25 protein-coding genes are annotated in these 26,154 nt (G+C 63.9%); 12 read left to right on the top strand and 13 right to left on the bottom strand.

Translation table 11 applies throughout. The features are described 5' to 3' along the window. The coding region (locus tag ACWD38_RS11045) for a hypothetical protein (RefSeq protein WP_450123988.1) at nt 1-350 on the bottom strand (350 nt) is incomplete at its 3' end. Nucleotides 351-874: 524 nt separating this feature from the next. Here ACWD38_RS11045 and ACWD38_RS11040 point away from each other — a divergent pair. The 6 genes from ACWD38_RS11040 (at nt 875) to ACWD38_RS11015 (ending at nt 6,168) form a co-directional block, all read left to right on the top strand. Next, a complete protein-coding gene (locus tag ACWD38_RS11040) occupies nt 875-1,714 on the top strand; it encodes a helix-turn-helix domain-containing protein (protein WP_450123987.1) in 840 nt (279 codons plus the stop codon). Then, the gene (locus ACWD38_RS11035; RefSeq protein ID WP_450123986.1) at nt 1,711-1,965 is read left to right on the top strand and encodes a DUF397 domain-containing protein; all 255 of its coding nucleotides are present in this window, start codon (nt 1,711-1,713) and stop codon (nt 1,963-1,965) included. The genes ACWD38_RS11040 and ACWD38_RS11035 overlap by 4 nt, the downstream gene beginning before the upstream one ends. Nucleotides 1,966-2,054: 89 nt before the next feature. Then, the gene (locus tag ACWD38_RS11030; protein ID WP_450123985.1) at nt 2,055-2,903 is read left to right on the top strand and encodes a copper chaperone PCu(A)C; all 849 of its coding nucleotides are present in this window, start codon (nt 2,055-2,057) and stop codon (nt 2,901-2,903) included. Nucleotides 2,904-3,213: 310 nt separating this feature from the next. Continuing rightward, nucleotides 3,214-4,266, top strand: a complete 1,053-nt coding sequence (locus ACWD38_RS11025) for a competence protein CoiA family protein (protein WP_450123984.1) — start codon at nt 3,214-3,216, stop codon at nt 4,264-4,266. Between the two features lie 424 nt (nt 4,267-4,690). Beyond that, nucleotides 4,691-5,065, top strand: coding sequence for a DUF4267 domain-containing protein (locus tag ACWD38_RS11020; protein ID WP_450123983.1), 375 nt, complete (start codon nt 4,691-4,693; stop codon nt 5,063-5,065). Nucleotides 5,066-5,490: 425 nt separating this feature from the next. Beyond that, a complete protein-coding gene (locus tag ACWD38_RS11015) occupies nt 5,491-6,168 on the top strand; it encodes an SDR family NAD(P)-dependent oxidoreductase (RefSeq protein ID WP_450123982.1) in 678 nt (225 codons plus the stop codon). Nucleotides 6,169-6,202: 34 nt separating this feature from the next. Here ACWD38_RS11015 and ACWD38_RS11010 read toward each other — a convergent pair whose 3' ends face one another. Further along, nucleotides 6,203-7,453 (bottom strand): NAD(P)/FAD-dependent oxidoreductase, encoded by a 1,251-nt coding sequence (locus ACWD38_RS11010; RefSeq protein ID WP_450123981.1) that lies wholly within the window; start codon nt 7,451-7,453, stop codon nt 6,203-6,205. 291 nt (nt 7,454-7,744) lie between these two features. On the opposite strand from ACWD38_RS11010, the gene ACWD38_RS11005 reads away from it, so the two are divergent. The 4 genes from ACWD38_RS11005 to ACWD38_RS10990 all read left to right on the top strand — a co-directional run bounded on the left by ACWD38_RS11005 (nt 7,745) and on the right by ACWD38_RS10990 (nt 10,412). After that, nucleotides 7,745-8,395 (top strand): DUF4383 domain-containing protein, encoded by a 651-nt coding sequence (locus tag ACWD38_RS11005; RefSeq protein WP_450123980.1) that lies wholly within the window; start codon nt 7,745-7,747, stop codon nt 8,393-8,395. After that, nucleotides 8,392-9,480, top strand: coding sequence for a polyprenyl synthetase family protein (locus ACWD38_RS11000; protein WP_450123979.1), 1,089 nt, complete (start codon nt 8,392-8,394; stop codon nt 9,478-9,480). The genes ACWD38_RS11005 and ACWD38_RS11000 overlap by 4 nt, the downstream gene beginning before the upstream one ends. A 235-nt stretch (nt 9,481-9,715) precedes the next feature. Then, complete coding sequence (locus tag ACWD38_RS10995; protein ID WP_450123978.1) at nt 9,716-10,159, top strand: SRPBCC family protein; 444 nt, start codon at nt 9,716-9,718, stop codon at nt 10,157-10,159. Then, nucleotides 10,113-10,412, top strand: a complete 300-nt coding sequence (locus ACWD38_RS10990; RefSeq protein WP_450123977.1) for a hypothetical protein — start codon at nt 10,113-10,115, stop codon at nt 10,410-10,412. Before ACWD38_RS10995 ends, ACWD38_RS10990 begins: the two co-directional genes overlap by 47 nt. A 1,690-nt stretch (nt 10,413-12,102) precedes the next feature. On the opposite strand, the gene ACWD38_RS10985 is transcribed toward ACWD38_RS10990, so the two are convergent. From ACWD38_RS10985 to ACWD38_RS10975, 3 genes are all read right to left on the bottom strand, one after another. Further along, the gene (locus ACWD38_RS10985) at nt 12,103-12,822 is read right to left on the bottom strand and encodes an MBL fold metallo-hydrolase (protein ID WP_450123976.1); all 720 of its coding nucleotides are present in this window, start codon (nt 12,820-12,822) and stop codon (nt 12,103-12,105) included. A gap of 238 nt (nt 12,823-13,060) precedes the next feature. Continuing rightward, nucleotides 13,061-13,411 carry a hypothetical protein gene (locus ACWD38_RS10980; protein WP_450123975.1) on the bottom strand — a complete coding sequence of 117 codons (351 nt, stop codon included), beginning with the start codon at nt 13,409-13,411 and terminating at the stop codon, nt 13,061-13,063. A 54-nt stretch (nt 13,412-13,465) separates the two neighbouring features. Further along, the gene (locus ACWD38_RS10975) at nt 13,466-14,257 is read right to left on the bottom strand and encodes an FAD-dependent monooxygenase (protein WP_450123974.1); all 792 of its coding nucleotides are present in this window, start codon (nt 14,255-14,257) and stop codon (nt 13,466-13,468) included. Nucleotides 14,258-14,316: 59 nt separating this feature from the next. Between ACWD38_RS10975 and ACWD38_RS10970 the strand changes: the two genes are divergently transcribed. Further along, nucleotides 14,317-14,829, top strand: a complete 513-nt coding sequence (locus ACWD38_RS10970) for a MarR family winged helix-turn-helix transcriptional regulator (RefSeq protein ID WP_450123973.1) — start codon at nt 14,317-14,319, stop codon at nt 14,827-14,829. Between the two features lie 810 nt (nt 14,830-15,639). Here the strand turns inward: ACWD38_RS10970 and ACWD38_RS10965 are convergent. The 8 genes from ACWD38_RS10965 to ACWD38_RS10930 all read right to left on the bottom strand — a co-directional run bounded on the left by ACWD38_RS10965 (nt 15,640) and on the right by ACWD38_RS10930 (nt 24,575). Further along, nucleotides 15,640-16,020, bottom strand: a complete 381-nt coding sequence (locus ACWD38_RS10965; protein ID WP_450123972.1) for a DUF2267 domain-containing protein — start codon at nt 16,018-16,020, stop codon at nt 15,640-15,642. A gap of 76 nt (nt 16,021-16,096) precedes the next feature. Further along, nucleotides 16,097-16,999, bottom strand: a complete 903-nt coding sequence (gene thpD, locus ACWD38_RS10960; RefSeq protein ID WP_450123971.1) for an ectoine hydroxylase — start codon at nt 16,997-16,999, stop codon at nt 16,097-16,099. A 753-nt stretch (nt 17,000-17,752) separates the two neighbouring features. Further along, nucleotides 17,753-19,321 carry a phospholipase D-like domain-containing protein gene (locus ACWD38_RS10955; protein WP_450123970.1) on the bottom strand — a complete coding sequence of 523 codons (1,569 nt, stop codon included), beginning with the start codon at nt 19,319-19,321 and terminating at the stop codon, nt 17,753-17,755. A 128-nt stretch (nt 19,322-19,449) separates the two neighbouring features. Then, the gene (locus tag ACWD38_RS10950; RefSeq protein WP_450123969.1) at nt 19,450-19,914 is read right to left on the bottom strand and encodes a hypothetical protein; all 465 of its coding nucleotides are present in this window, start codon (nt 19,912-19,914) and stop codon (nt 19,450-19,452) included. Nucleotides 19,915-20,290: 376 nt separating this feature from the next. Continuing rightward, nucleotides 20,291-21,427, bottom strand: coding sequence for a 5,10-methylene-tetrahydrofolate dehydrogenase (locus ACWD38_RS10945; protein ID WP_450123968.1), 1,137 nt, complete (start codon nt 21,425-21,427; stop codon nt 20,291-20,293). A 145-nt stretch (nt 21,428-21,572) separates the two neighbouring features. Further along, nucleotides 21,573-22,319 carry a GAF and ANTAR domain-containing protein gene (locus tag ACWD38_RS10940; protein ID WP_450123967.1) on the bottom strand — a complete coding sequence of 249 codons (747 nt, stop codon included), beginning with the start codon at nt 22,317-22,319 and terminating at the stop codon, nt 21,573-21,575. Nucleotides 22,320-23,089: 770 nt separating this feature from the next. Next, nucleotides 23,090-23,548 (bottom strand): SRPBCC family protein, encoded by a 459-nt coding sequence (locus ACWD38_RS10935; RefSeq protein ID WP_450123966.1) that lies wholly within the window; start codon nt 23,546-23,548, stop codon nt 23,090-23,092. Between the two features lie 76 nt (nt 23,549-23,624). Continuing rightward, nucleotides 23,625-24,575 carry a manganese catalase family protein gene (locus ACWD38_RS10930; protein WP_450123993.1) on the bottom strand — a complete coding sequence of 317 codons (951 nt, stop codon included), beginning with the start codon at nt 24,573-24,575 and terminating at the stop codon, nt 23,625-23,627. A gap of 538 nt (nt 24,576-25,113) precedes the next feature. On the opposite strand from ACWD38_RS10930, the gene ACWD38_RS10925 reads away from it, so the two are divergent. Beyond that, the gene (locus tag ACWD38_RS10925; protein WP_450123965.1) at nt 25,114-25,584 is read left to right on the top strand and encodes an STAS domain-containing protein; all 471 of its coding nucleotides are present in this window, start codon (nt 25,114-25,116) and stop codon (nt 25,582-25,584) included. Nucleotides 25,585-26,154 lie beyond the last annotated feature (570 nt).

Genomic DNA, 26,154 nt, shown 5'->3' with positions numbered 1-26,154 from the left:
GGCGTGGACGTCCCCGGCAGGTTCCGACTGCCGGGGGCTTCCACGCCCACATTGCTGTGAGGCCAAGACGGACTCGTTCGAGCGTGCGCAGGCACCCGGGGAATCTCGCGGGTCGGCCCGTCGGCGCGATGCCGACCCGGCGCGACCGAGGCCCACGACCCCGCCACCACCGCCGCCGCACCCAAGTCCGCGAACTCCTCCGGCACCACAGGGATTTCGGTCGTGCGCTCGGCAGGCTGCTCCGGCACATAGGTCGCCGCCTGCTCGGCGATACCGGACACATAGGCGCAGTCGAGGCAGATCACATATCCGCCCGCACGCGGCGGACACACACCGGAAAATTCCGTCACCGCACCCGACCGCGGACCACACTCGCCCCCGCCCGGTGCCACTGCGAACCCCGTACCAACCGCACCCACACCGGCCCGGGAAGCGCAGCTAGCCGGACATCGTCAACGTCGGCGCCACGACCAACAGGAACATCACCAATGCCGACACGCCGCCACCTCTCCCTTCTCGCTGTCGCACATCAATGTGCGAAACCTGCTGATCTGGACTGGCGCCATCAACGGCTCCACGCATGCGTCATCGATTTCTCCCCTCCTTCACGGAACTCAACGCGATGTGGTGTCCGGGGCGGCGCCGTGTTCGGGGTCGCGACGCCGCCCCGGAGTTCGCGATGCCGAATAGCGGAGTGGCAGACTCCAAACCATCAGGCAACTATCCTGAATCATGCATGAAAGTTTCACGATCTTGTAGTACGCCGATCGGGTGGTAGTCGAGCTGATCATCGATGCGGTAGTGACAACGGCAGCCGAGTGACAAGGAGGAGAGCACGCTGATGGTCGTGCGAAAGACGGTCCACAGTAGGCAGTTGGGCAAGTCGATCCGCAGGTTGCGGACGGACGCGCAACTCAGTCAAGAAGCACTGCTGGCGCGTTTCAACGACGAGATGCCGAATGAACGTCGTATGTCGGCCAGCCACCTGTCTCGACTGGAAAGTGGTTCTGCTCGGATGACGCCGGATCACCTCGGTCGACTGGCCACTGTTCTTGATGCCGAGAACCGACTGGCCGAACTTGAAGATCTACGTCGCCGCGCGGATGAGCAGGGATGGTGGCATGACTACGCTGACCTGCTGTCCGAACCAGTGGAGATGCTGATCGAACTCGGAGAGGACGCTACTACGGCCCGTTCCTACGACCTGGCGTTCGTGCAGGGCCTTTTGCAGACGAAGGCGTACGCGGAGGCTGTGGTCTCGACCGCCCGCGCGTTCGTGTCGCCTATCGACGTCGACCGAATGGTCGAGACGCGGATGCGGCGCCAGCAGCGCCTCTTCGACGCAGACTTCGAGGGGCTTACCGCAGTGTTGACTGAGGGGGTCATCCGCACCGTGGTCGGCGGGCCGCAGGTGATGCGCCGCCAACTCGAGCACCTACTGGACATCAGTCGGCAGGCTCCGGTGACAATCCACGTACTGCCGTTCTCCGCCGGCGCACTCCCTGGATCGGACAACGTCGTGATCTTTGGGTTCGCCGACGAGGACGATGGTGACGTGGTGTACGTGGACAGCGACACGGCGCAGCGGGTCTACGAGGCCCGCAACCCGGTTCGCCAGTGCATGTACACATTCGACGCGGCTCTGGCCCAAGCCCTCGCCCCGCGCGAGTCCTCGGACCTGATCCGTGAAGTGATCAAGGAGCTAACGACATGAACAACCCCTACGGCGACCTGCTCACCGACGAGCAGTACACCCAGCTCATCGCAGCCCCCCACGCCAAAGCCACAGCCTCCAACGGCAACGCCGGATGCGTGGCGGTGGCAAGCCAGGACGGCTTCGTCAGCATCCAAGACGACAAGCTGGCGGCTGACGTGCGTGCCGACCGCACCCAGGTCTTCACCCACTACGAGTTCGCGTGCTTCGTCCGCGGTATCAAGGATGGCGAATTTGATCACCTGATCTGAACCGAGGTGTACCGCGCCCCGACCTCCACTTCAGATCGGGGCACGGTCCCCTCCCCACGAACTGCAACGTCGCAGCCGCACACCTTGAGGTGCCGGGTTTCTCCCGGTTCGTCACCGGGTACGTCGGCGGCGTGCTGGGGTTGACGACAACGCGCAACGGTGCAGGATGGTGCTTAGCGCTGCTTGGGGTCTTCGTGCTCGCGGGTTGCGACGCCCAGCAGGTTTTGCAGAGCGGCACGGTCGGTTCGAACATCGACGTGGGCCAGATGCAGATCCGCAACCTGCACTTGGCCGGGACCGAAGCCGCGTATCCGCCCGGTAGCACCGCCGAAGCACGGCTGCACCTTATCAACGGAGCACCACGGCAAGACGCGCTGGTCGGTGCGCGGAGCTCGCGAGCCGAGCGGGTCGAGTTGCGCTGGGACCGGGCGTGCGACGGGCGAGCCGAGCCCGTCGGAAGAATCCCGATCACGGCAGGTGGCACGGTGCCGCTAGCACCCGGCCAGACCGAAGGGGCGGCGCCGTACCACTTGGAAATCATCGGGATCGCGCAGCCGACGCGCCCAGGCACGACTTTCCCCGTCACCCTCACCTTCGCTCAGGCGGGGGAGGTCACCGTGGACGCGAAGGTGCAGGCCACCAGAGATGGCGATGCCCCGCCGCCACGTCCGTGTGGGGAACCGGCGCCACCGGCCCCGCCCGATGCGGGGGGTGTAACCGACCGCGAGTTCACTGTGTCGGGAACCGTGGAGACCGGGCTGCGGCCGGAATGCCGACTGCTCGTCGACGGCGGCCGTCCGTATCTGCTGGTCGGCGGCGATCCCTCGGAGCTGCGACCAGGCGCGAACATCGTCGTGCGTGGCAGGCCCGATCCGAGCGTCCCCACGCCGTGCGGGCACGGGCCGGCGCTGCGCGTTCTCGACGTCATACCGAAATGACCGGTCGGCTCACTCGGCGGGGCGGCGCAGGAAGGTCTGAGCAGCTTCTGGATCTTCGGGGGCGTTCGTGCTCTCCTCCGTGACGACTGCGGAGCCGGTGTTCGTGTACGGAGCTCCGCGCTGCAAGACATCCAGCCGAAGCTGCTCTTTCCGTTGGGTCATCGCAATTAAGACCCGGGTGGGCTAGGGCGCCGCTATTTTCCCAGGCCAGCTGCTCGTAAAACTTCCAGGCAAGGGCATCCGCGCGGTGTGAACCTCTCCGAGGTGTCGGGGGCGGCTTCTACGGTGGTGCTCATCGGGAGGTTTCGCTATGTCGACCCAGGTCCGGTACACGCCAGAAGACAGAGTGTTGGATCTCGCTCGCCTGAGCACTCGTGATCACCAACTGATCCAGTCCCTCCGGGGCAGCATCGTCCGTGGTCAGGGCACGCTGCTCTGTCTGGAATCGGGAGCCGACGGCGCTGCCGCGGAAATGTTTATCCGACGCTGTTCGCGTGGCCGTTACTGGGCAGTCCACTTCGTCGAGACCACGCCGTGCGACCACGGCGACCCCATCGAATCCGACGAGCACCGGCGGCAGAAGGACTACTGGTGCCGCGCCGCCGAAGACGCGGGCTACCGGGTCTCGATGGAGTTCTCGACCGGGAGAGGAACCCGCCTCGACGTCGCGATCGAAGGTCCTCGGCTCACCGGGATCGAGGTGCAGCGGTCCTACGCCCAGGACCAGGCGGTGAAGGCACGCACCACCAAGTCCTACCGGGCCGGGTGGTTGCCAATTTGGTTTCTTGACAGTGACCGGACTCCGGACTGGGTCCACCACGTACCGGCGGTGAACTCCACGATCCCGTGGAGCGACATGCCGCCACGGCGTGCCGCGACCGCCCGCGGGCTATCCGAGTTCAGCGCCCTGAAATGCACGCCGGGCGCCTTCGCCGCCTGCCCAGACGGCCGAAAGCGCCCTTGTGGCGGTTGGCATCCCCACCGCGAGCCGTGGATAGGACTGACCATCGACGACGTCGCCGCCCTGGCCCCGGCCGAGCGGATCGTGCCGATGCGGGACACCGCGCACCGCGTCTACCTGACCTCGCCCCGGAGCCTGGAGCTGTATCGCGAGCTCACCGGCAGCACCGGGGAATACATGCCGGTACCCGGGAGCCAGCGCAAGAAGACACCGTCCGGACACAGCACCGAATGCGCTAACCCACGCCACGAACAGCGCTCCCGAACGCGGTACTGCGGGTGCGGCCAAGAGATCTTTTCGCTGACGCAGCTCGTCCGGGCGCGCGACGACGTCTGCGAAGCGTGCCGCATCAAACTCGGCCTGCCCGTCGCGTCTCTACGAGGCTCTCCGTCGCCATCTTGACCGCCACCGGTGTCGACGTTTGAAGGGATTCACAGCGAGGTCCGCATCGAACGAAGAACTCCTTCGCGGCACCGCCACGAGCTCGAAGCAAGACCTCGAACTCCGCCTACCACCTCGACCAGACCGTGCGATGCTCGACCGAGTGCACCGGGCTGGAAAAACTCATCGAACCCGACCAAGCCGAGCTCGTCATGGGAAGGCGGCTCTCGCTCCCGGACCTTTTGAGATTCTTGCCTTCTCCACCGCTACACGCGACCAGTGCACGGCAGCTGGAACTCGCGTACGGTCTCGTCCCGGTTGACGTGATCGCCTCGTTCAAGGAGCGGTTGCATGGCACGGAGTCGCTGACGCCGAATCCGGCTTACCGCGGTCGTGCCGGTGATCGGCGTGCTCGCGCTGATCGATTATCTTTCGGGAGCGAACCATGAGCAACTTGTTGTCACGCGTGCTCGGCGTAGCGACCGCCGCTTACGGCGCGGCCGTCGTCGTGTCCCCGGCACTTCTCGCCCGCCCGGCCGGGCTGATCCCCCAGCGGGAGCAGACTCCTCCGAGCGTCGCGGCGCTGTGCCGCACGGTCGGGGTGCGTGACGTTGCGTCCGGTGTGGCGATGGCGACCGCCCGCTCGACTACGGCGCTTCGCGTCGCTGTGGCGGTGCGTGTCGCTTCAGATCTGGGCGATGCCGTCGTCCTGGCGACGTCGGTTTCGGATCGGGAGGTGCGGGCGAAGGCGGTGGCCGTGGCGCTCACCTGGGGTGTGTTGTGCGGTGCGAGCGCGTTGGCCAATCGCGGTGAGGCGTAATTCAACCCCTTTGCGGCGAGCTGCTGAAGGTCGTGCTGAGGGGACAGTCGAATCGCGCCGTCAGCAGAGCTAGACCTCGCGACTAAGAAAATCCGTCCACAGTGGACTTTTTGTGGTTTGTGCTCAGGATCGGTGGGTTAGTGCACTCGCGAGGGCCGGTTTCCCGGTGGTCTTCTTTGCGCCCGCTTGCGCGAGGCTTGGCTGCTACGAAGCGGCGATGCAGGCGGTCTCCGATGCCGTCGCAGTATTCCGGTCCACGGGTTGCCGGACGAACGCCGCATGCATACCAACGGTAGTCGTATCGCCGAGGCCGACGGTGTCGAAGCTGCGATCAGCCTTGCGGGTGGCCATGCTGGCGACGAGTCGCGTAGTCGATGCCGACAGCTGCACGTGGGGGTGGGATGGAACTGAGCGGAGCTCGGATCATGGTCACTGGGGCGACCGGCGTGCTCGGTGGCCAGCTCGCCACCCGGCTTGCGCACGCTGGGGCCCGGCTGGCGGTGGCAGGCAGGAACGACGACCGCTTGCAGCAGGTGAGCCGTGCTTGCGGGGCGGCCACCGCGATTACTTTTGATGCAGGGGATTCGGACAGTTGCGTCCGGGCTGTCGAGGACGCCGCCGCGGCCCTCGACGAACTCGACGGGCTGGTCGTCGCGCACGGCGTCGCCGCGTTCGGTGCGGCCTCCGACGTGAGCAACGCCGTCGCGAGTGAACTCTTCGCCGTCAACGCGCTCGCACCGATGGCCTTGGCCCGCGCCGCACTGCCTCATCTCGGGCCTGGTGGTGTGATCGCCGTGGTGTCGGCGGTTCTCGCCGATTACCCGACTGCGGGCATGAGCGACTACTCGGCCAGCAAGGGGGCCGTGTCGGCGTGGCTGTCCGCGCTGCGGCGTGAAATTCGGCGTTCGCACATCACCGTGTGCGATCTGCGACCTCCGCACATGGACACCGGTCTGGCTGATCGAGCACTCGCGGGCGCGGCTCCAGATCTGCCTCCCGCGCATGATTCGGAGGACATCGCGGACCGGATCGTCGATGCGCTCAAGAACGGGGAGACGGAGCTCTACTACGATCCGTCGTCCCGTGGGGTGCACAGCCGATAGCACCTGGAGCACGGCATGCGAAGGTGCCGAATGATCAACTTGAGAGGTCGGCCGACACGGCATTGGCCGCGCGGGCGCCGGAGCTGAGCGCGCCTTGGATGGAGCTGGTGTCGAGGTGGTCGCCGCAAACGTACAGTCCTGGTGCGAAGCGCACTGGCGCGCGCAGTCGGTGCGGCGCGGTCATGGCCGGCAGTGCTTGCGGGATCGGGTAGTGCGCGATGAAGTCCCAGTCGCTCGTGCTGGTCCGGTACAGCTCGGCAAGCTGGGACAGCACCGCTTCCTGGGTGTGAGCGTCGTCTTCGATGTCGTTGTGGAGTGTGGTGGCGCTGATCAACGCTTGCCCGGTAGGGGCGTAGCTGTCGGACACGGCGGAGGGGACGGTCGTGTTGACGATCGGACCGCGACGGGAGTCGACGGTGATGACCGGTTCGGCGAGCGGCGCCCTCGGCGCCCGGTAGTAGAACGTGTGGAGCCCTTTCCAGCCGGGAACCGGCAGACCGGGTAGCAGGCGTGCGGCCGAGGTGGCGTCGGTGGCGACGAGGACGGCGCGCGTGGTGTGCCGCTTACCGCCGACTCGGACCTCGCCGGCGTCAACGGACTCCACCGAAGCGTTGAGCCGCACCGTCCCAGCGGGCAGGCGGTCGGCGAGCTGGCGGGCCAAGGCACCCATGCCGTCGGCGGGCAATACCGGTGCCGCTCGGAGGAAGCTGCGCCAGACCAGGTGGAAGAATCGTGCTGAGGTGTTCAGCTCGGCCTCAGCGAACACGCCGGTCAAAAACGGCTTCAAGACATCGTTGACGAACGGTGCTGACAATCCCCACCGGTCGAGTTCGCGCGCGGTGGCCCTGTCGGCGGCGCCGGTGAGCAACCGGGCGGGAGCTCCGGCGTCTCGCAGCGAGAGCGCGGACAGCACCGCCAGATCCCGGAGACCCACCGGGCTCGGCGGCTTGAGGCCGACCATGCCTTGGAGGGTGTCGAAAGGGCTGCCCAGATACCGGATTCGATCAGTGCCAACGATGCGAAGAACGCGCCAGAACCGCCCTGGGCGCAACGCCCGAAGGTCGATCAGCCTCCGCACAGCGGGATAGGCCGGGTTGAGCAGCTGGAATCCGCGGTCGAGTCGAAAGCCGTCGACGAGGTCGGTCCGTACTCGGCCGCCGACATCGTCAGAGGCTTCGAAGACTTGCACCCGATGGCCTGCTTTTAGCAGGCGCACAGCTGCGGACAGACCGGCCAGCCCCGCGCCGACCACGACCACGTCGGTGTCTGTCGCCGATGAGGTCATGGTTTCTCCCTGTGGTGCGTCAGGTTCCGGAAAGCCCCAGCGTGCCGCAGAACCGGGTAGCGCGGCACGTCCGCCGAGCGCGCCGTCTGAATCTGCGATTGCCAAGCAGTGGCTCTTGGGTTTCCGGTACTGGACGCGCTGGTGAAGTGCCGTCAAGAGCCAACGCGTTGCAACGAACCCTAGCTCCGGTTCTGCACGGAGCGGAGTGAACGAGTTGCTCTGCTTGTGCATCGTTCTTACTGTGAGCCGAGTCGGTGGAGCGAAAGCTGACTTCGGCGGAAGGCGGACGCCATGGCGGCTACTGGCACGCGACAGCGCGTTCATCCTGTCCACGTCGTGCACCGCGTCGGTGCCGGTGCATTGGGCCTGGGACTATGGGTCTTCGCGGGTCTGGGTTTCGCTCACGGGCTGTCGTACTTCTCGACTTCCGGGCAGCCTGTGCTCGGACTGTCGAGCAACGGACTGCTTTCGACGATCTCGCTGGTTGCTGGATGTTTGTTGATCTCAGCTGCGTTGTGGAAGGGGCCTGCGGCCTCCACCGCGACAGCAGTGCTCGGTTGCGTGTTCGTGCTGTCTGGCCTCGCGCATCTGGCGATCTTGAACACTCCGTTCAACTACCTCGCGTTCGGGATGCCGAACGTGGTCTTCAGCTTGATCGCCGGCCTGGTACTGCTGATTCTGGGGTCGTATGGCCGGGTGACCGGTGACTTGCCGCTCGGGAACCCTTACCGGGTCGATCGTGGTGCGGTTGTTTCCCTGGATGTATCGAGCACTCCCGGTGCACGGGAGCAGGAAATGGTCGATGCTGAGCTGGCGATGGCCGAAGGAAATCCCACCCGCGACCAGGAGGCGCTGGTTCGCTCCGAGCAAACCAGGCTGCGCGCCATCGAGCGAGCACGGTTGAACGATCGCGCCCGCCGGGACGAGCCGGAGGAGAAGTGATCACCTACACGGAACCGGACCGAGCGGATTTCGCCACCGAGTACGAAGCCGTGCCTCGGCGAATCGCTGGCCATGTCCACGAGTTCGTGCGGGAACGATGCATCCGCGATCTCTCCGACCTGCCCGACGCCAAGTTTGTCGCCGACCTCTTTTCGGACTTCCTTGCCGGTGGCAAGTACCTGCGGTCGACGTTCAATTACCTCGGCTGGCGAAGTAGTGCTCCCGAAAGCGAGAGCGCACTGCGCGCTGCGGGCAGCTTGGAGCTGCTGCACGCGTTCGCGTTGATGCAAGACGACGTCATGGATGACTCGATCGAGCGACGGGGTACGCCGTCCCTCCACGTGCGATTTGCCGCGTGGCACCGCGGACAAGGGCTGTCCGGGTCATCCGAGCGGTTTGGCGCTTCGGCGGCGATTGTGCTGGGAGACCTGTCACTGGTGTGGGCCGAGCACATGCTGCGAACCAGCGGCCTGGACACGATCGCTCTCGACAGGGCCTGGCCTTGCTACGACCACATGCGAAGTGAGCTCGCGGTCGGACAGCTCGCCGATTTGGTCAACGATGCTCGCCGCGTTCCGCGTTTCGAGGAAGTGCTGGCCATCGCCCGGCGTAAGTCGGGAAACTACACGGTGCGGAACCCGCTTGTCCTCGGTGCTCTCCTGGGCGGCGCGCGTCCTGCGGTGCTCGACGTCTTTCGCAGCTACGGGAGTCTGATCGGCGAGGCGTTTCAACTCCGCGACGATCTGTTCGGAATTTTCGGCAATCCTGCGGTCACGGGTAAGACCACCGGCGACGACCTGCGGAACCGGAAGGCCACCAGCGTCGTCGTTCTCGCTCACGAAATCGCTCCGAAGCGCATACGCTCACAGATGGATGAATTGTTCGCTGCTACTGAACTCGACGCTAGCGATATCGAGCGATGGCAGGAACTAATTCGCGCTACGCCTGTCCGAGAGCGCATAGAAGAACTTATCGTGTATCGCGCCACGGAAGCACTTCGTGTCCTAGCCGCTGCTGAGATCAGTGAACCAATCCGGAATACCCTTTCGAACATGGCGATTCGATGCACCGCGCGCGACCGATAACTAGACAGCTGGCTCTGGAGAGTCAGTGGTTTGATTGCGCTGGCTGCTCGAATCGGAGTTACACGGCTCTGGTCAACGGCGAAACCGTTGCGAATAGTTGAACGGAAGCTATCTTCTTCTCGGGAAGATCGCTATGATGCTGGATTAATCTCAAACGATCGGGCTTGATCGCGCAGTAGTCTTCGCTGACGTGCGAGCCCGTTTGTTTGATAGTAGAATGAGCTAGGAACACGACGTGCGCGAAAGTACGGCTGGGGGTATCGTGGATTATCAGCACAGTTCTATTGTCCGGGTAAACGCCGATGTGCTCTTCGACTACCTAGCCGAGGTGGCAAACCTGCCAGAGTACTTCGCCGCGATGCAGTCGGCTGAATACACCGGTCCGAATTCAGTGTACGTCGTTGCCAAAGTCGAAGGTGTGCGCCGTGCGGGTGAAGCGTGGTTCGATGTCGATCATCAAGCTCGTGCCATGAGTTGGAGATCTGAGGGAGAGAGTAGCTACTCGGGTCGGCTTGTGGTTTCCGAAGCTGGCAGTGACGACGCGGAAGTATTGGTGACGCTTAGCACGGAACGCGCCGACGGGCCAGGGATTCGGGCTGGGCTCGAGCAGACCCTGGCCAATATCAAGCGCCTTGTTGAAGGCAGTAGCACCGAAACTGCAATTGGAAGAAATAAATAAAACCAACGAAATATTAGCAGGACTAAACGGATCGGGGTTTATCGTGACTGCGCCGTGCGACCAGCGAGACATCACTGAGTTCGGCAAAGAACTCTGGGCCTATCTGACCGGTAAAGAAGCTCAGGTCACCTATTCATTTGATGGACTAGAAATCGATGTTCCAAGTCGCACGGGTGATGAAGCGCCGCGCGCGACCTGGCGCATCAACGGGACGCTCCGAATTTCGACCGATGATCGGGATCGTCGCCGGTGAAAGCAGCCGAAGCTGCGAAATCGGTCCGAGTCGAGGGCGATCTGACCGCCACGCTAGCTCAGCGGTGGCGTCGCATCGACGTGTCCGTGCACGGCGACGCTCGGCGGTTGACCATCACGACGAGTCAACCGGCAGCGCTACTTTGTTGGTGCTATCGAGTCGGTGGGCGTAAAATTCTGCGCGAAGCGGGAAAAGATCAGATCCTTGAGGTTTTTAATGCCGACTCTCGGCTTGTTTTCCGAGTTCGGCAAAAAATGAATCACCGATTTTTGCGCCTGACACTTTATGGAGCTATGGTCGTCACGCGCGCGTCTTTGAGTCTTTGTGGCGGTGAACGTGATTCCTTTGGTATCTGGTCCAGAGGAAACGAAAAGGCGCGCTAAGCTAAGATCTTGTATCCGCTGGAGTCGTTTGAAGTAAACGCGGGCAGAGGCTGGGGAGTGGAGGTGATTTCAAATATCGGCGCGGCGTTCGTTGCGCAGGGCCAGGTGGCAAAAACTGGTGAACCAGGCCATCGAGCGTTCACGGGCCGACGCGCTGATGATGCCCGATCCTCTCCTCGGAATCGCAATCTGAAGACGTTGGCGTTTGCTGCAACAGGCACCGCTATGCCCACCGCCGCCTATGTACGGGACGGCCCCTGGGGGCGTCTTGATATCCCGTGCGGCGGTCCGCGGGCGGGGGGCCCACATGCCGCGACGCTCCACGCCCTCACCCCTCTGAGAGGTCGCCGGGGTCCCTGCGGGCGGCGAGCACCCAAGTGCAAACTAAAGTTGCAGGTCTCGGGCAAGAGCGTGGAGTGCACGTCCGACTCGCTCAGAACCCCATCGCCAAACGAGAATGTCAAATTCACGACAGGCTTGCTCGAGGTCAGTAGAAGACAGTTCCAGTAGGTCGGAGACACGGCCGGTCAGCCATGTGTGCAGCAGCGCGTTTTCGTCTATAGATGTCGGTCCAGGGGAGACCTGCCTTTGCATTGATCAACAATATTGGTACATAAGCACCATTCGCATTAGCTCTTTCGGGTGCTTTCGGTTAGCTCCCCGCAACGGAACTTGCTAGCTGTCGCGAGTGAGGCGGCCTGTGGCCGACTAGAACTCCCGTAGTATTCTTTGTTCGGAGTATCGCTGTGGCCGACGGGTTGCCGTGCCTGGGCAGCTACGTAGGCGCGAGCTGAGCGCCGCGATGTTGGAGTGCAAGGGTCGGAAAAGATTCCATTCGCGCGTCGCCCTGTTGGTAGCATACTCGGCGAGATGAGCGGGCAATCCAATCAGACGTCTCTTGCCGCAGCTTCGGATCCTTCGTCTTCAGTGGAGGTTCGGGTGGGAGCAAGGGCCGCCGCGCTTGCGCCCGCAGGTGCCGCCACCGTGTAGCCGAATTATCGGTCGCTGTGGCTGAACAGGCGGCCGCAGTGGCGGCGAATCCATCCGCCGACTCGGACGGCGTCCGACCGCACGACTCCGCCCGCATGCTCGTCGTAGCAGGCGGCGAGGTGCTGGTCCCGGAGCGGGACTACAGCGCACATAGCCGAGCGCGCGCCCGGGCACGCGGGTCAAGGTCTACCGTATCTAAGGCGGGCGGCTCACGACCAGCACCACGGCCGAAACCAGCGCCGAGGCCGGCCGGTAGCGCTCGACCCCGTTCGTGCCAGGTGGTGTGCTTTACCAGGCGTTATGTGTCCGTTTTTGGTTCACGCGGAGAACGGGCCGAGGTCGGCCAGTTCGCGTAGCCGTTGTCCGGCGTTTGTGGCGAGGGGGTCGCCGTGGCCGAGGCAGGCGATGTCGGTGTCGAGGTCGGCCAGCGCCAGGAAAGAGGCTGCGGCAGTGGCGCGGTCGACGTTGAACGGCCCCAGGATCGGGGTGCCGGTGAGGTTGGCGATGGTGTCGCCGGTGAACAGCACACGCTGACGGGGAAGGTGCAGCGCAATACTGCCGGGAGTGTGTCCGGGGCCGTGCAGCACGACGGCGCCGTCGCCCATGGGGACGGTGTCGCCGTGGCGGAGCTGTTGATCCACGGGGCAGGGCGGCGCTGTCGTGTCGTGCGGGATCTGCGCCCACATCGGTTCCTCCGCCGGGAGCAGTGGTGGTGGCGGTTCGGCGGTGTCGCCTTGGATGACCGGAGCGTCGGCGGGGTGGGCCAAGACCTGCGCACTCCACGCCCGGATCTCGGCAGCGGAACCGATGTGGTCGAGGTGGTAGTGGGTCAGGACCAGGCGTGCGACGGTATCGGTCCCCAGACCCAGCTGGGTTAGCGCGGCGGCGATGGTCGGGGCGGAACCGGGCGGGCCGCAGTCGACGAGGGTGACCTCGTCGGTGGCCTCCTTCGTATCGCGCCACAACCAGCACTGCCCGAATGCCAGGTTGATGCGGAAGAGCTGGTCGGTGAGGGGCGTCAGGATCGGGGTGCTCACAAGCTGGTCCGGCGGTGGTACACGGGGATCTGCATGGTTTCTCCTGCGATGTCTGCGACGGATGCCAACGGAGTCGTCAGATGGGTGTGGCGGCCGGCTGCGGTGGGGCGTAAGGACGGTTCGCCGGGTGGCGGCGATGGGAGGCTGCGAAGACCGGCCGGGCCACGGCGAGCGTGCGGCCGTTTTCAGTCGCTCCCGAGCTGCAATCGTGGTCCTGGGCTCGATGACGGACTGGTGGTCATGCTCGTGTGCCTGCCGGTGCGGGGTAGTCGGGCAACGTGATGAGGCCGAGCGGTGGGGCGGTGGAGCGGAACCGCTTGAGCGCGGTGCCTAGCGGTTCAGCGAGGGCGCGCACACCGGCGTGCAGCAGTGCGTGCTCCCACCGGGCGCGCGGGTGAAAGATGGGGGGCATGACGGAGGTCTGGGCGCGGTCGGTCTGCGGGCGCAGGATGGCCTCGTAGCGGGCGAAGGCTGCGGGGATGTCGTGGGGCGCGACGCCCAGCTCGCCGGCCAGCAGGTAGGCGCCGGCTAGTGCGTTGGTGGTGCCGGTGCCGAACGGGCCCGCGCACCAGGCTGCGTCGCCGAGCAACGCGATGCGGCCGCGGTGCCAGGTGGGCAGGCGGACCTGGGTGATCTGGTCGAGTTAGAGCGGAGCGTCGTCGAGAGCGGCAAGGATGCGCGGAGCCTCCCAACCGGCATCGCCGAAGGTCCCCCGCAACACCGCGACGACACTGTCGTGATCGAGCCGGTCAAGGCTGCGCACGTCGGAGCGCAGGGTCAGCATTGCCCGGGTGGTGCCGACGTTGTCGGGTCGCAGGTGGACCAGACGACCGCGCCCGGCATCGTGGATACGCCACTGGCGGTCGTCGGCGGCTGTGCGCGGGATCGTGGCGAAGGCGAACAGCAGCCCCAGCTCGTGCAGGCCGGGGTCGGGGAACACGAGATCCCGGGTGCGTGACCGCGATCCCTCGGCGATCACGACCGCGTCGAACCGGCGGTCCGGACTATGAGCGAACTCGACGTCGACCCCGTGGCCGTCGTCGTGCAGAGCGGTGATCTGTTCACCGAATTGGTACTCGGCCCGGTCGGCGGAGTGGTCGTGCAAAAGGCGGGCAAGTTCCCCGCGCAGGATCTCCAGATCCGCGGTGGGGCTGGTGTCGGCGGCGTCGGCGGGAAAGCTGGCGTAGGTGTGGCCGTGGGCGTCGACGAAGGACTGGCCGGTCTCGGTGGTGTGGTGGCCCACGATGGTGTCCTCGAGGCCCATCCTGCGCAGTACCTCGCGGCCGACGCTTCGCACGTCCACGTTCTGTCCCTCGTCACGCAAGTGCTCGACGCGCTCGGCCACGGTGACGTCCCAGCCGGCCGCGGCCAGCCACCACGCGGCGGTGGGCCCGCCGATACCGGCGCCGGAGATGAGGATGCTTGGTGTGCTCATGTCTTTTGTATACCTCAATAGGTAAATAGTTTAACTAACTGGCGTGGTGAAATGTAGTCGTGACCGACGAAGCGAATCACCGGATACGCCAGCAGCCGGCCTTCGCCGCGCTCAACGACACGACGCTGGCCGTGCGCAGCTTTATCGGCGCAGCCCAAGAGCTGACCGTCCGCACCGCCCACGACATGGGGATGAACCTGTCCGACATGACCGCGATCATGGCGCTGTCCGAGCACGGGCCGATGGGCGTCGCGGAGCTCGCCGGGCGCTTGGGGGTCTCCTCGCCGGCTACAACGGTCCTGGTCAACCGCCTCGAACGGGTCGGGTACGTCGAACGCGTCCGCGACACCCGCGACCGCCGGCGGGTACGCATCACCGACACCCCCAGCGGCCGCGCGGCCACCCAGCAAACCTGGCTGCCCGCGATCCTGGAGATCGACGCGGTCTGCTGGTCGCTCTCGGAATCCGACCAGGCCCTCGCGCGGGAACTGCTGGGCCGCCTCACCACGGTGATGACCCACCGCGACCGGTCATGTGCCGCCGATACCGACACCGCAACGCGGTCCGGTTGAGGGGCCGGCCGTTCGGGGAGTACCTCTCGCAGTCACGCTCATTGGTGGTAAACGCAACGACGTCACGCAGCTCGTTCCGCTCACAGACGCCGGTTCCCGTGTCCGAGGCCGTCGAGGTCGACCGGCGCCGCCGACCAGTCGACCGGCGCCGCCGACCAAAGATCTTCTTCGCCGACCGGGCTACGACTACGACACATACTGGGACCTACTGCGGCAGCGCGGAATACGGCCTTCGATCAGCCGTCGTGGCACTCGTGACGATAACCAGGCGGTGCGCTGGGTCGTTGAGCAAACCCGGCACTACTGCACCAGTACCGGCGCCTAACCGAACGCTGGGAACGCCGCACCGACATCCACTGCGGCTTCCTCACCCTGGCTTGCGGGCTCATCACCTGGCGTTGACTTCCCAACCGAATACGTTAGGAGATTGCATTATTGCAAAGTCTGGTCTGCTAGGTCGAGATGCAATGAATCTGCATTAATGAGTGTCGCGAAACTTTTTCTATGAAGTTTCGGTGATTTATTTTGCGTTTTCGTTCGGGGCGTTGTTCTCGGGGTCGTACAGTTCCATGCGTCCCGGAGTTCCAGGGCACCAAGTTCCGTACGGTGTGTGATGGGAGTAGGGGAGACGGCTCTGCCTCGGCGTGACTTTGGATCGGCAAGCGAGGCAACGCAGCAGGCCGGATTCTTCGTTGTCCTGCACTTCGCTCATAATGTCGTGTCCAAGTGGCGTCAAGTAGGTTCCGCCCCTCGGCGGTTCGGAACCGCCGAGGGGCCTTCGTGTCCTGCTGTTTTGTCCGCCTGCTCCGGTCAGGGGAGGAGTGCGGCGTATCCGGCGGGTAGTTGTGCGCGGAGGTCGTCGATCTCGCCCTTGCTCACGAAGCCCGCGAGCGTGGCGAACACGGCTTGGGCGTGTTCGCGTGCTTGTTCCGGTGTGGTTCCGGGACTTTCGCGGTCGGCCACCCGTCGGAGGAAGTCGTCGACGTCGTCGATGACTTCTGCGTCGCCGTTGTGCTGTAGCAGCGGCTGTTTGAGTTCGGTGGGCAGCTGAGCGGCCAGATCGTGTGGTTCGTTGCCCGCCAGGCGTTGTCCGAGGGTGGCGAGCACAATTTTGATCGTGGCATCCGCCTGGTCCTCGTCCTGCGGGCCGCCATGCCTGCGCAGCTGTGCGAGAAATTCCTGGTATTGCATGATTTTTCTTCCTTTCCAAAATGGTCTGGTTTGCGTGTCGTTTTCCGTGCCTTCGTACGGGGTGCTCGCGGTCGGGTTAGCGGGTCACCGGCGTCGCGTCTCGGTCGGCGATGAACCGGGGGCGCGGGCGGGCCGCGGCGAAGGGCTCGACCAGCGCGTTGTCGACGCTGTTGAACACCACGAAGATGTTCGAGCGCGGGAAGGGCGTGATGTTGTTGCCCGAACCGTGCATCGAGTTGGAATCGAACCACAGGGCAGAACCGGCGGAACCGGTGAACTGTTCGATACCGTGCTCGTAACCGAGCCGGGTCACGTCCTGCTGGTTGGGGACGCCGACCTGCTGTTCGGTCAGGGAGGACTTGTAGTTGTCTTCCGGAGTACGCCCGGCGCAGGAGACGAAGGTGCGGTGCGCCCCAGGCATGATCATCAGCCCGCCGTTGAACGGGTAGTTATCGGTCAGCGCGATCGAGACACTCACCGCCCGCATCGCCGGCATACCGTCCTCGGCGTGCCAAGTCTCGAAATCGGAGTGCCAGTAGAACCCGTTGCCCTTGAAACCGGGCATCGAGTTGATCCGGCTCTGGTGGACGTAGACGTCTGAGCCCAGGATTTGCCGGGCGCGGTCGAGCAATCGTGGATCCCGCACCAATCGAGCGATCACGTCGCTGAGCCGGTGGACCTCGAAGATCGAACGCACCTCGTCCGTTCCTTTTTCCACGACCGTGCGCTCGTCATCGCGCACTCGCTCGTCCGCGGTGAGCTGATCCAGCTCTCGCCAGTACGTCTGTACCTCGGCAGGGCTCAGCAGTCCTTCAACGGTGTGGAACCCTTTTACCTCGTGGGTTTCGAGCTCGTCGGCGCTGGCGGGGCCGGCGCTCACTCCGGGCCACACCACGGGATCCGTGCGGTTGATCAGCGTGGACTCGCGGCGGAATCGAGTGGGGTAGCGGTCCTGGGGCAGTATTTCCGTGGCCGTCATTCGTGCGCCTCCTTCGCAAGTTTTGCGGACAGCGGCCGGATATACGTAGACAACGCCGCCTTCTACGGCCCTCAGCGGAGGTAACAGGGAAGTTTCATCCCTTGAGCGCAGGTGCGCGCGGACAGCCCTGCCGGGCCGTCCCCTCCTTCTGATAGTCGAGGGCGGCTCGCCAGCTGGCCGTGGCATTCAACTGGACGGTCTGCTCCGGGAGATACCCGGCCGACCCGTTGCTCAAACATCCCGCGTTGCGCTCTGATGCAGTCGAATATCGGTGATGCATGTGTAGCTGTCGAGCAATCGGGAAACCCGAAGACTAGGTCGGTGTTGCTTCCGGGGCAAGGTCGGCCGAGGAGGAGCTTGGTTCAGCCGGAAGCCGTGTTCCGCCGGGCGATGCGCAGGGGTGCATCTGTTCTGCCGAGTAGCAGATGCACCCCTCCCCGTAATCACGCTTTATCTACAAAATTCCATTTCCAGTATGAAGCGTCTCTGATCAGAATCAAATTCGGCAGTAGTGGCGATCATATCGACTATCACCGACGCATTCTTTCGGGGCCAGCGCCGGGGTGAAGTGCAAAATCAAGTTGCCGAGGGACTGCTTTCTTAATGATCGAATCCGCCACCATCAGATTTAGTCCAAAGGTAGCATTCGAAGGCCCCGTGCCCGTGCCCGTGCACGACAAACGAGTAGCTGCGGGTGAGCATGAGTGTCCGTGATGTGGCGAAGTCGACGCCGCGGTGTTGCTGGTGCAAACGTCATCGGCGTCGAAACCACGGAGTATAGGGGCTGCCGTCCGGGTCGAAGACGGTTCGCGCGAGTATGGGTGCCCATGCGCGAGTAATCGGCGAGACTTTCGGAACTGGATGTGAACGAAGGTGGCCCGGCGGGCGAGGGCCTTGTTGGTCACCAGCGTGCCACTCGTCGAGGCGGGCTGCGGCGTGGCGCAGAACCTCTGCGTCCGGCTCGGTCAGATCACCGTCGCCATCGCGGTCGTGACCGAGGTGCTCGCGCCACAGGCGCGTCCTTAGGTTTCGTGCGAACTCGTTGTTTCCTCCGCGGTCGCACACGGCAGCGGTGAGCTCGGAGTCGTGAGTCCAGGAACGTCGGTTAAGATTTGCCGAACCCACCGCCGCCCACGCATCGTCGATGACACAGACTTTCGCGTGCACGTAAACGGGAAAACCGTTTTCGTTCTCGAGCTCGTAAACTTGGACGCGTTCTCCTCCTGCGTCATACAGAATGCGCAATGCCCGCTGATGAGCGAAATCGCTGGCGCCCACTTGTACCTTGCCGTCACCGTCCGGCGCGTGTGGCACTACTGCGACCAACCGTAGTCGAGGGTTCCGCCTGAGCGCTTCTGCGAACACTTTGGCGACCATCGGTGACCAGAAAAACTGGTCCTCGACGTAGACGAGTCGACGCGCTCGACGAAGAGCTTTCGCGTAACCGTGGGCCACACTGCGTTCTCCTCGTGGAGCGAACGGGTAGCGTGGCGTCTTCTTGGGGTAGGTGCGCAACAACTGGACGAGATGTTCACCTTGTTTCGGCGGCACCGGCAGCACGGATGGAAGTGGTGTGGTCGCGCCTCGGCGTAGTTTGTCGTAAAGCCACAACCAAGGCAAATGCTGCAGTGCGGTCGGATCGTTCCAGCGCTCCCGGAAACAATGCTCCACGTCGGACACGGCAGGGCCGCGGATTTCCAAGTGGATGTCGTGCCAAGCAGGACGCGGGCCGTATGCTGCCGCCATGTGATGTTGCGGTTGAGGGTCACCGCGATGGGCTCGATCATCCCGTCGGCTGTGGCTGAGATCGATGCCGCCCACGAATGCGACATCGGTATCGGGCCGTTCGGGACGGCGAATCACGATGAATTTCTGGTGGTGGGAGCCTGCGGCGCGTACTCGCTGATCGAGCACCACCGCGCCACCCAGCACCTGCAGCATCTTGACGAAATCACGGTTTTCCCGTGCGTGCCTGTTGATCCAGTCAAGGTGGGAGCGCCAGACGAGACCGTGTACGGAGGCTCCCGAGCTCACCGCGCGGGCTAACTCCACTGAGATCGCCGTTCCAGGCTCGGCGAGGTGTTCCGCAGGATCACCACGCCACGAAACGAAATATACTTGATCGCCAGCGCGGCAGTCGCGCAATTCGTCTCGTAATCGGGCGAAGTACTCTGCACCGTCTACCAGTGGGCGTACCAGGTTGCCAGTACTCCAGGCACGGCCATCCGCGTGCCGCTCATCAATCTCACTGGCAGTGTTGCCCCGTTCCGCCGCTGTGAGCAGCCACTCAGTAATGTCTTCGGCTTCTCCGACCAAGTTCATCCGCACCCCTGTATGCACTGCACTAGCCTCTCACCCGTCGAGGCGAACAGTGCCACTCTGTCACCACGAACTTGGCTTCTCGCCGTGGCGCGCTGTGGCCTGTGTGGCTCGGGACCGGCGAAACATTTTCACGCGGGGTCCGGCTCGGCGTGCCCTGGAAGTTCACTTCGCGAGCGGCCTTTGCTGGCCGGGGCTTGATCCGCCAAGCGGACCTCTGCGGTCACGCCTGCCTCTTCCGCGAGCACGGTGCAGAACGCTGTGGCGTAGGCGTGGTGGACGAGTAGCGAGCGGGCTTTCGCCGCTGCTTGCCGGGCGGGGCGCAAGTCTCCTTCGGTGATCGTGACCGGGACGAGTGCTCCGGTATCAGTGAAGTCCGCGCGGCCGCGGCTACCTAGCCAGAGTGCTGCGGGTGATTCGGCTGGTTCGACGTGGACCGTGACGTTGCCCTCGCGGGCCAGGTGTTCGGTGGAACACTTCACGGCCAGTTGTCGGGCCGCCCGCCGCCCGGCGCACTCTGCGGCAGTGATCAACTGTTGCCACTCATCGCAAGGTTGGAGCATGTCGGTGGCGATCTCATCGTGCTGGTAGTCCATTCACTCTCGCTTCAGTGCTGCGACCCGCTTTCAGTACCTGGTGCGGCGGTCAAGCGTCCGCAGGTTCGACGAGGGCTTTGGCTCAACCCACGCACTGGGACTGTGTTCCCTGATCAGGAGAAGTCGAAACCCAGCGCCTTCGCCACGTTTCGGTCCCGAACTTGGTCAGCTTCTGACTGGTGTGAAGTTGTCAACCACGCGCGTACCTCTTCTGTGTGCGGCGGCCAGGGGCTCCCATCGTTCCGCCTTGAGCTTCTGCACGAGCCTGGCCCGCACGTCCGGTCACAATCGAGCCGACACATCGCCACACCGGCCGCGTAGGTAAAGGTGACTCCGGCCGGTGTGACGGATGCCGCGCGAATTTGTGTGAAACCGCTCAGCGACGGTCGTCCTCAGTCGCTTCTCGTGCACGGCGTTGTTCTTCGCGGTAGCCGTATGCGGCTTGGCGCACGGCCGCGTCGGATTCCAGGCTGGAGCCCAAAGCTCCGGCGATCAGGGCCATCGACGACACCATCCAGGCCAGTTGGGCGTACGTGGTCCAGCCGGTGGCGTGACCGAGCATGCTCGCGACCACGCTGGAGTCGAGGATGAACACGGCGGCGATCAGGTTGGTCACGTAGACGACGAGGTACAGGCATGCCACGCCGATCACGAGTGTGGTGACTGTGGAGGCGTTGTAGAGCACTGCCAGGCGCCGGTCGCGGTCGGCTCGGCGGCCGACGCGTTCCCAAAGTTTATGGGACGCGATCAACCAGACAGTCATCAGTCCGAGCGAGAACACGGTCGCACCGATCGAACGCAGGGGCCCCAGCACATCTCCGACCTGCCAGACCGTCGAGGTGAACAGCCCGAAACCCGCTGCTGCCAGCGCTGCTGCCAGTGCACTCGACAGGCCCCAGATGAGCTGCCAGGGGCGGTTGGCGCGCACCATGCCCGAGACCAAGCGGATCCATCCGCGTATCCGCGAAGCCTGGTAGCGCACGTCGATGTTCTCGGTGGGTGGGCTGCTGCGTCGGATCGGGGCGAGCTTATCGGTCCACCAACTGGCCATGTGGTGATCGCTGGAGGCCTGTCCGCTGCCGTCGTTCCCGCTGATCAGATCGTTGAGCAGTTGAGTGATCACTTGGCGGACGCGCCGGTACGGTTGCAGTCCGCCAAGTGCAGGCAGCGACACCAGCGCGACCTTGCGCTGGCTGCTGGCGTCGGCCAGCAGTGGGCTCTGTTCAAGCAGTAGCGGCAGGTCTGTCAAGCAGATCGCGTAAGACCAGTCTCGCTCGGAGAGATAGGCCTGCACAGCCTGAAGAATTTCCTCACTGTCGGCTTCGCCGGCGGTCACGGGGTCTGACACCACCTCGACCGTCCACGCCTCGCCGGTGCGTTCACCGAGCCAATCGGTGATTCGTTGAGCCAGTCGCGATCCGATTTCGGTGGGCATGTCGGGGTCGGTCACTAGACCGAGCACTCGATCGCCGTGGCCTTCACGGGTTTCGGTCTGTTCGTCTCCAGCGGTCACTTCGGGAGTTCCTTCTCAACGAGGTTGTACGAGCAAAGATCAACCTAGGTCACACAGGCCTGCTGCCTTCCACCCCGCCACCTTCGACCGGACCACGGCTCCACCCAAGCCGACGCGCGGACCTAACAGGCGCTCTGACGCTGAGCTAGGACTTCGCGCCGCCGGACGCCTGATCCACTACTTGTTTGGCGATGTCGCGCAGTTTCACGTTGCGGTTTTGGCTCGCTTGCCGCAGCAGGTCGAACGCTTCGTCACCGCTGCAACCTTGCTGGGCGATGAGGATGCCTTTGGCCTGGTCAATGTCGGCACGGGAGGTCAACGCCTGCTGTAGCTGGTCGCTCATCTGCTGCTTGTCGGCATGCTTGAGCATGCACCACAAGCCGGTCGAGGCCAGGTCCGCGATCAATTGCTCGAGCAGGAACTCATCCGGGATGGAGCGCGGGGCGTTCGAGTAATAGGTGATCGCACCCAGGACTTGTTCACCTGCGATCAGCGGCAGCGACAATGACGAACCCACTCCCACTGCGGAAGCCTGCTGCGAGTAGTCGCCCCACCGGGTGTCCTCGGCCATGTCCGGCACCGAGACCGCCTGTCGGGAGCGCATCGCCTCCATGGCCGGGCCGTCGTCGCTGGCGTACTGGCGCTCTTCCAGCTCCGCGTAGGGCGCGGCCGCGGGAAGTAGCGAGACGGCCTTGCCTTCACGCAACACGGTCACACCGCAGGCATCGATGTCCTCGCTGGCACGCACGGCCAACATCGCCGTCTCCCAGACCACCTCGTCGATGGCGTCAGTAGCCATCAGCAGCGACGGCAACTCGCCAAGACCTGCCACCAACGCCGGCACCGACGACGTGTTCACCAGGTTGCTCTGACCCTTCTGTTGCTCGCTCACCACGCACTCCTCACTTACCTGCTCGCAGAGCAGAACGCTTCAACTCAAAGTCGCTGAACTGCCGTTTCCCTCGCGCTACGCTACCTGGCACCGTGCTCACGCTCATGTGCCACCTCGCAGGGAGCTTTCCGCCCGAACAAGTAAGGCTGGAATCCCGATGGTGAATTCTCGAAACCCAGAACGCACTGTTAAGCGCCTTGAAGACAACTAGCCAGTGAGGACACTTTTCGCGGGCCGCGACCGGAGGCTTCACGAGAACGATCGAGCTGGGAGTAGAGGTGCGAGCTATTCGTGCATCGCTCGATTTTCCACGAACGAGGTCTGATCTGTATTTCTAAGTAATTTCACGCGCCCGCGAGAAAATCGACTGCGGCGCTGGTGGCCGTCCATTTCGACGAGTGCGGCGGGCGAGAAAAGGCGAGGGCGTCCACGCGAAGCTTTTCACGGGACTTTCGGGCGCCATCGAACTGGACTGCGGCTACCGGCACTATCGCTACTGAGGGCCAATTCCGGCGGCGTCGCAGCTCGCGATCGTAAACTGGATGTCGATATCCGACCTGCTCCAGCGCTCGCGCGGTGCGCTGAGCTGCGGCTTAACGCCGCCGAGATCAGCGCTGGGCTCAGCGCACCGCGGTTGTCGAACGCGTTGGAGCGATCCTGTACTCGGACATGGCGTCTTTCGCCCGAGCACAAATTGGCCGGGCGCGCGCAGGTGGTGCGCTACGGCCTTTTGGTGAACTGGAGAGTGTGAGTTGCGAACACCGCGAACCTCAACGGGTCAGGCTCGGACTCTCCATGAGTTCTTTGAAAGAAGCGAGAGCGCGTTCTACCTTCTGCTGCGGGTCGGCGAAGAGCGTGGCTACTGCTTCGGCCAGGCCCCCACCGGGGGCGTGATACTGCAAACTGACTTCCACCCCGGTCGAATCGCCGTGGTCGTCGAACCGAACGGCTCCCGCATGCGACACGGTGTTGGAGCGTTCCGTGCCTGCCTCCACTGACTTCCACGCCACCTTGCGGCCTGGTTCGTCGTCGACTACCCGCGCGTCCCACTCGACGGTTTTGCCAGCGGGACCCGAGACCACCCAGTGCGTGAGGTTCGCGTCACCGCTGTGTGGCGCCACCCGTTGCACGTCAGGAAATATTTCCGGCACATGGGTCAACGGACGCCACCAGTCATAGCAAAGCTGCGCTGGAGCTTGAACCTCAATGTAATGTGCTACCGAACCCATTTGAATCCCGTTTCGTCACGTGTTGCGGTCATACGACTACTACCCGCTCGAGCAAGAGATCACACGTGACTACAGGTCAGCTGGTGGGTCCATACCGAATCGGCTCCTCGGCTTCGGCGAGCTCGATCTCGGCGGTCGCCTGGACGAGCTCTAGTAGTTCGGCGTCGAGCCCTGGTGAGAACTCCTCAGGGCGTGGTTCGGCAATATCGCCAGGCACTCCCTCGGGTGCTTGTGCGGTGCGCAGCGTCTGGCTGCGATCCGATGGGGAAGCGCCACGGAAGATCTTGCCTGCCTCGGAGAGGTGGTCGAGGTCGAAGGTGTACTGCTTGTTCGCCAAGCCTTGCTCGAGCAACGTGGCGACCTCGGGGTATTTCTCGGCGGAGGTCTTCGGGATCGGCAAAGTCTTAGACCAGTTGACCCCGAGACTTTCCAATGCCTTGGCATAGGCGTGCTCGTGCGCTTGGTCGCGCACGATCAGATAGGCCACTGTGGAGCGCAGGGTGCGGTTGGCGCTCATCTCATAGATGCGGCACTTCTGCAGTCGTCCGGTTGACTCCAGCATCAGGTTGTACAGCAGATCGAGCACCAAGTTTCCGCTGTTGTAGACGTACGAGCCGGACCACGGGTTGCCGACGGCGTCCACGGGCAGCGCGCCTTGAGCACCGACCAGGAAGTGATGGATGTTCCCGTCGGACAACGCGTTCGACAGCGGGGTGGCACCGCCCGACGCGGGTTCGTCGAGATCAGTCGGAGTGCCGTTGTAGCGGGCAGATCCGTCACTGAGGCGTGCGATCGTGGTGGCGATCAGCTCGACGTGGCTGATCTCTTCGGTGCCGATCCCGTGCAGTAGGTCCCGAAAAGGTCTCGCTTGCGAACCCCGGAAATTGAAGCTCTGGAAGAGGTACTGCATCATCGTGCGCATTTCACCGAACTGCCCGCCCAGCCCTTCTTGCAACGCGTTCGCGGCCCCGGGGTCTGGCTCGTCCGGCACTATCTCGTTGATCATTTTCTGCACGTGGAAGAACATGGTCACTCCAGCAGTGGTAGACAATGCTTGCGATGTGAATCGATCGTTCGTCGAGGCGCGTTGGCGTGACTTCTCTGCAGTTGGGCCAAGAACTCCGCGCGAGAAGGTCGGCCCTGTACGACAGTGTGGGCATATTGAGCTTCAGGTGCACGTCGATCGGCCCCTACACGGGCGAAGCTAGGGGTGACTTGAGCAAGCAATGCACCGAAGGATCAAGTGCGTACCAGTAACCACCTCTAGGGCCGAGCACTGGGAACCTGCCCGAGCTGGTGTGGGCATTCTTCTATGCGGAAGTAGTGGTAGACCCGCGGTGCGCGGCGAGCGTGACATGGGCCATGGCCAGGAGGTGCACCGTCCTGTATCGTCTGCGGTCCGGTTGAGAGCACAGCTGGTTTGAACAGCACAACCCAATGACGCGGTGCCTCCCGGACGTTTCACCTTCCCACCGAGAGTTCGCAGCCCGGTTCCACGAGAGCCCTGAGCTGACGAACCTCGAGAGTCCAAGGGGCCCTCGCAGGGTGTTGAACAGGAGAGGGCCGTGACCGTGACCACCGACCGCAGCAGCAATCCAGCCGAGCACCTACGCGCTACTGGTCCGGACGCTTCCTTCCCGGACACGATCGGACCTGCCGATCGCGCGACGACGACATCTAAACCAGGCGAACCGCGCCTGCGGCTGAGCCGCGAAGTGCGCAACGTCATCGTCGTCCACGCGAACGGAGATCTAGACGATGTGGGGACGGCTCGCTTGCGCGGCCTGCTGCTGCCTCGCTTGTCCGCTACCTCGACCGTCCTCGTGTTGGACCTCTCCCAGATCACCTTCGTGGGCTCTGCCGCCCTGGAACTGCTCATCAACGTTGAGCACCGCACTCGAACAAGTGGACGACACCTGCGTCTGGCCGGCAAACCGCGCTGCCTGAACCGGGCACTGCGTGCAGGCGGCCTCACCGAGCACTTCGATTGGTATGCCGAACTGGCCGAAGCGATCTCCGCTCCGATCAGCTCTTGATGCTGACTTCAGCGGAGACCGGCGAGCCGGTGAACACGATGTCCCGCGACCGCGCGATGGGATCGGTACCGGGGGAGGCGCCCACGAAAGGCTCAAACGTGAGCAACGGACACACTCACTTTGGCTGAGCACGATCGATACGGGTTCGGGTGCTGACTGTGGCAGCGCGGCACGGGGGGGGGGCATCGAGCGCGAAGGCCATGCGCTGTGTTGCGACACCGGGCTCGCGCACGGAGGGCGTTGGGTGCGGGGACCGACGAGCGCAGTAGCGACTACTACGTTCGCCGACCCCTTTTCCCACAGCGGCCTGTGCGACGAGACCACTGAACGAGGAAAACACAGAACCGGAAGTTCAGCGAGCCCTGCTGCGCGGAAGGAGCGCTGCCCCTAACCACGTGGCCCGGGCGAGCGGCTGGCGATAGCGTGAACCCTTCGCATCGCGAATCACGATCTCCGCGGGTGCGATTTTCAATGCAAGCGGAGTTACTGGAGACGATTTCGCGGTTTTGCTCGACAAAACCGATAAGAAGTGTGAATTATTTTGGGGAGTGTGGTCGAATTTTAAGCCAC

The organism is Saccharopolyspora sp. NPDC002578 (assembly GCF_053592695.1).
The sequence above is the reverse complement of the archived record's forward strand: the minus strand, read 5'-3'. Positions and strand labels throughout refer to the sequence as shown.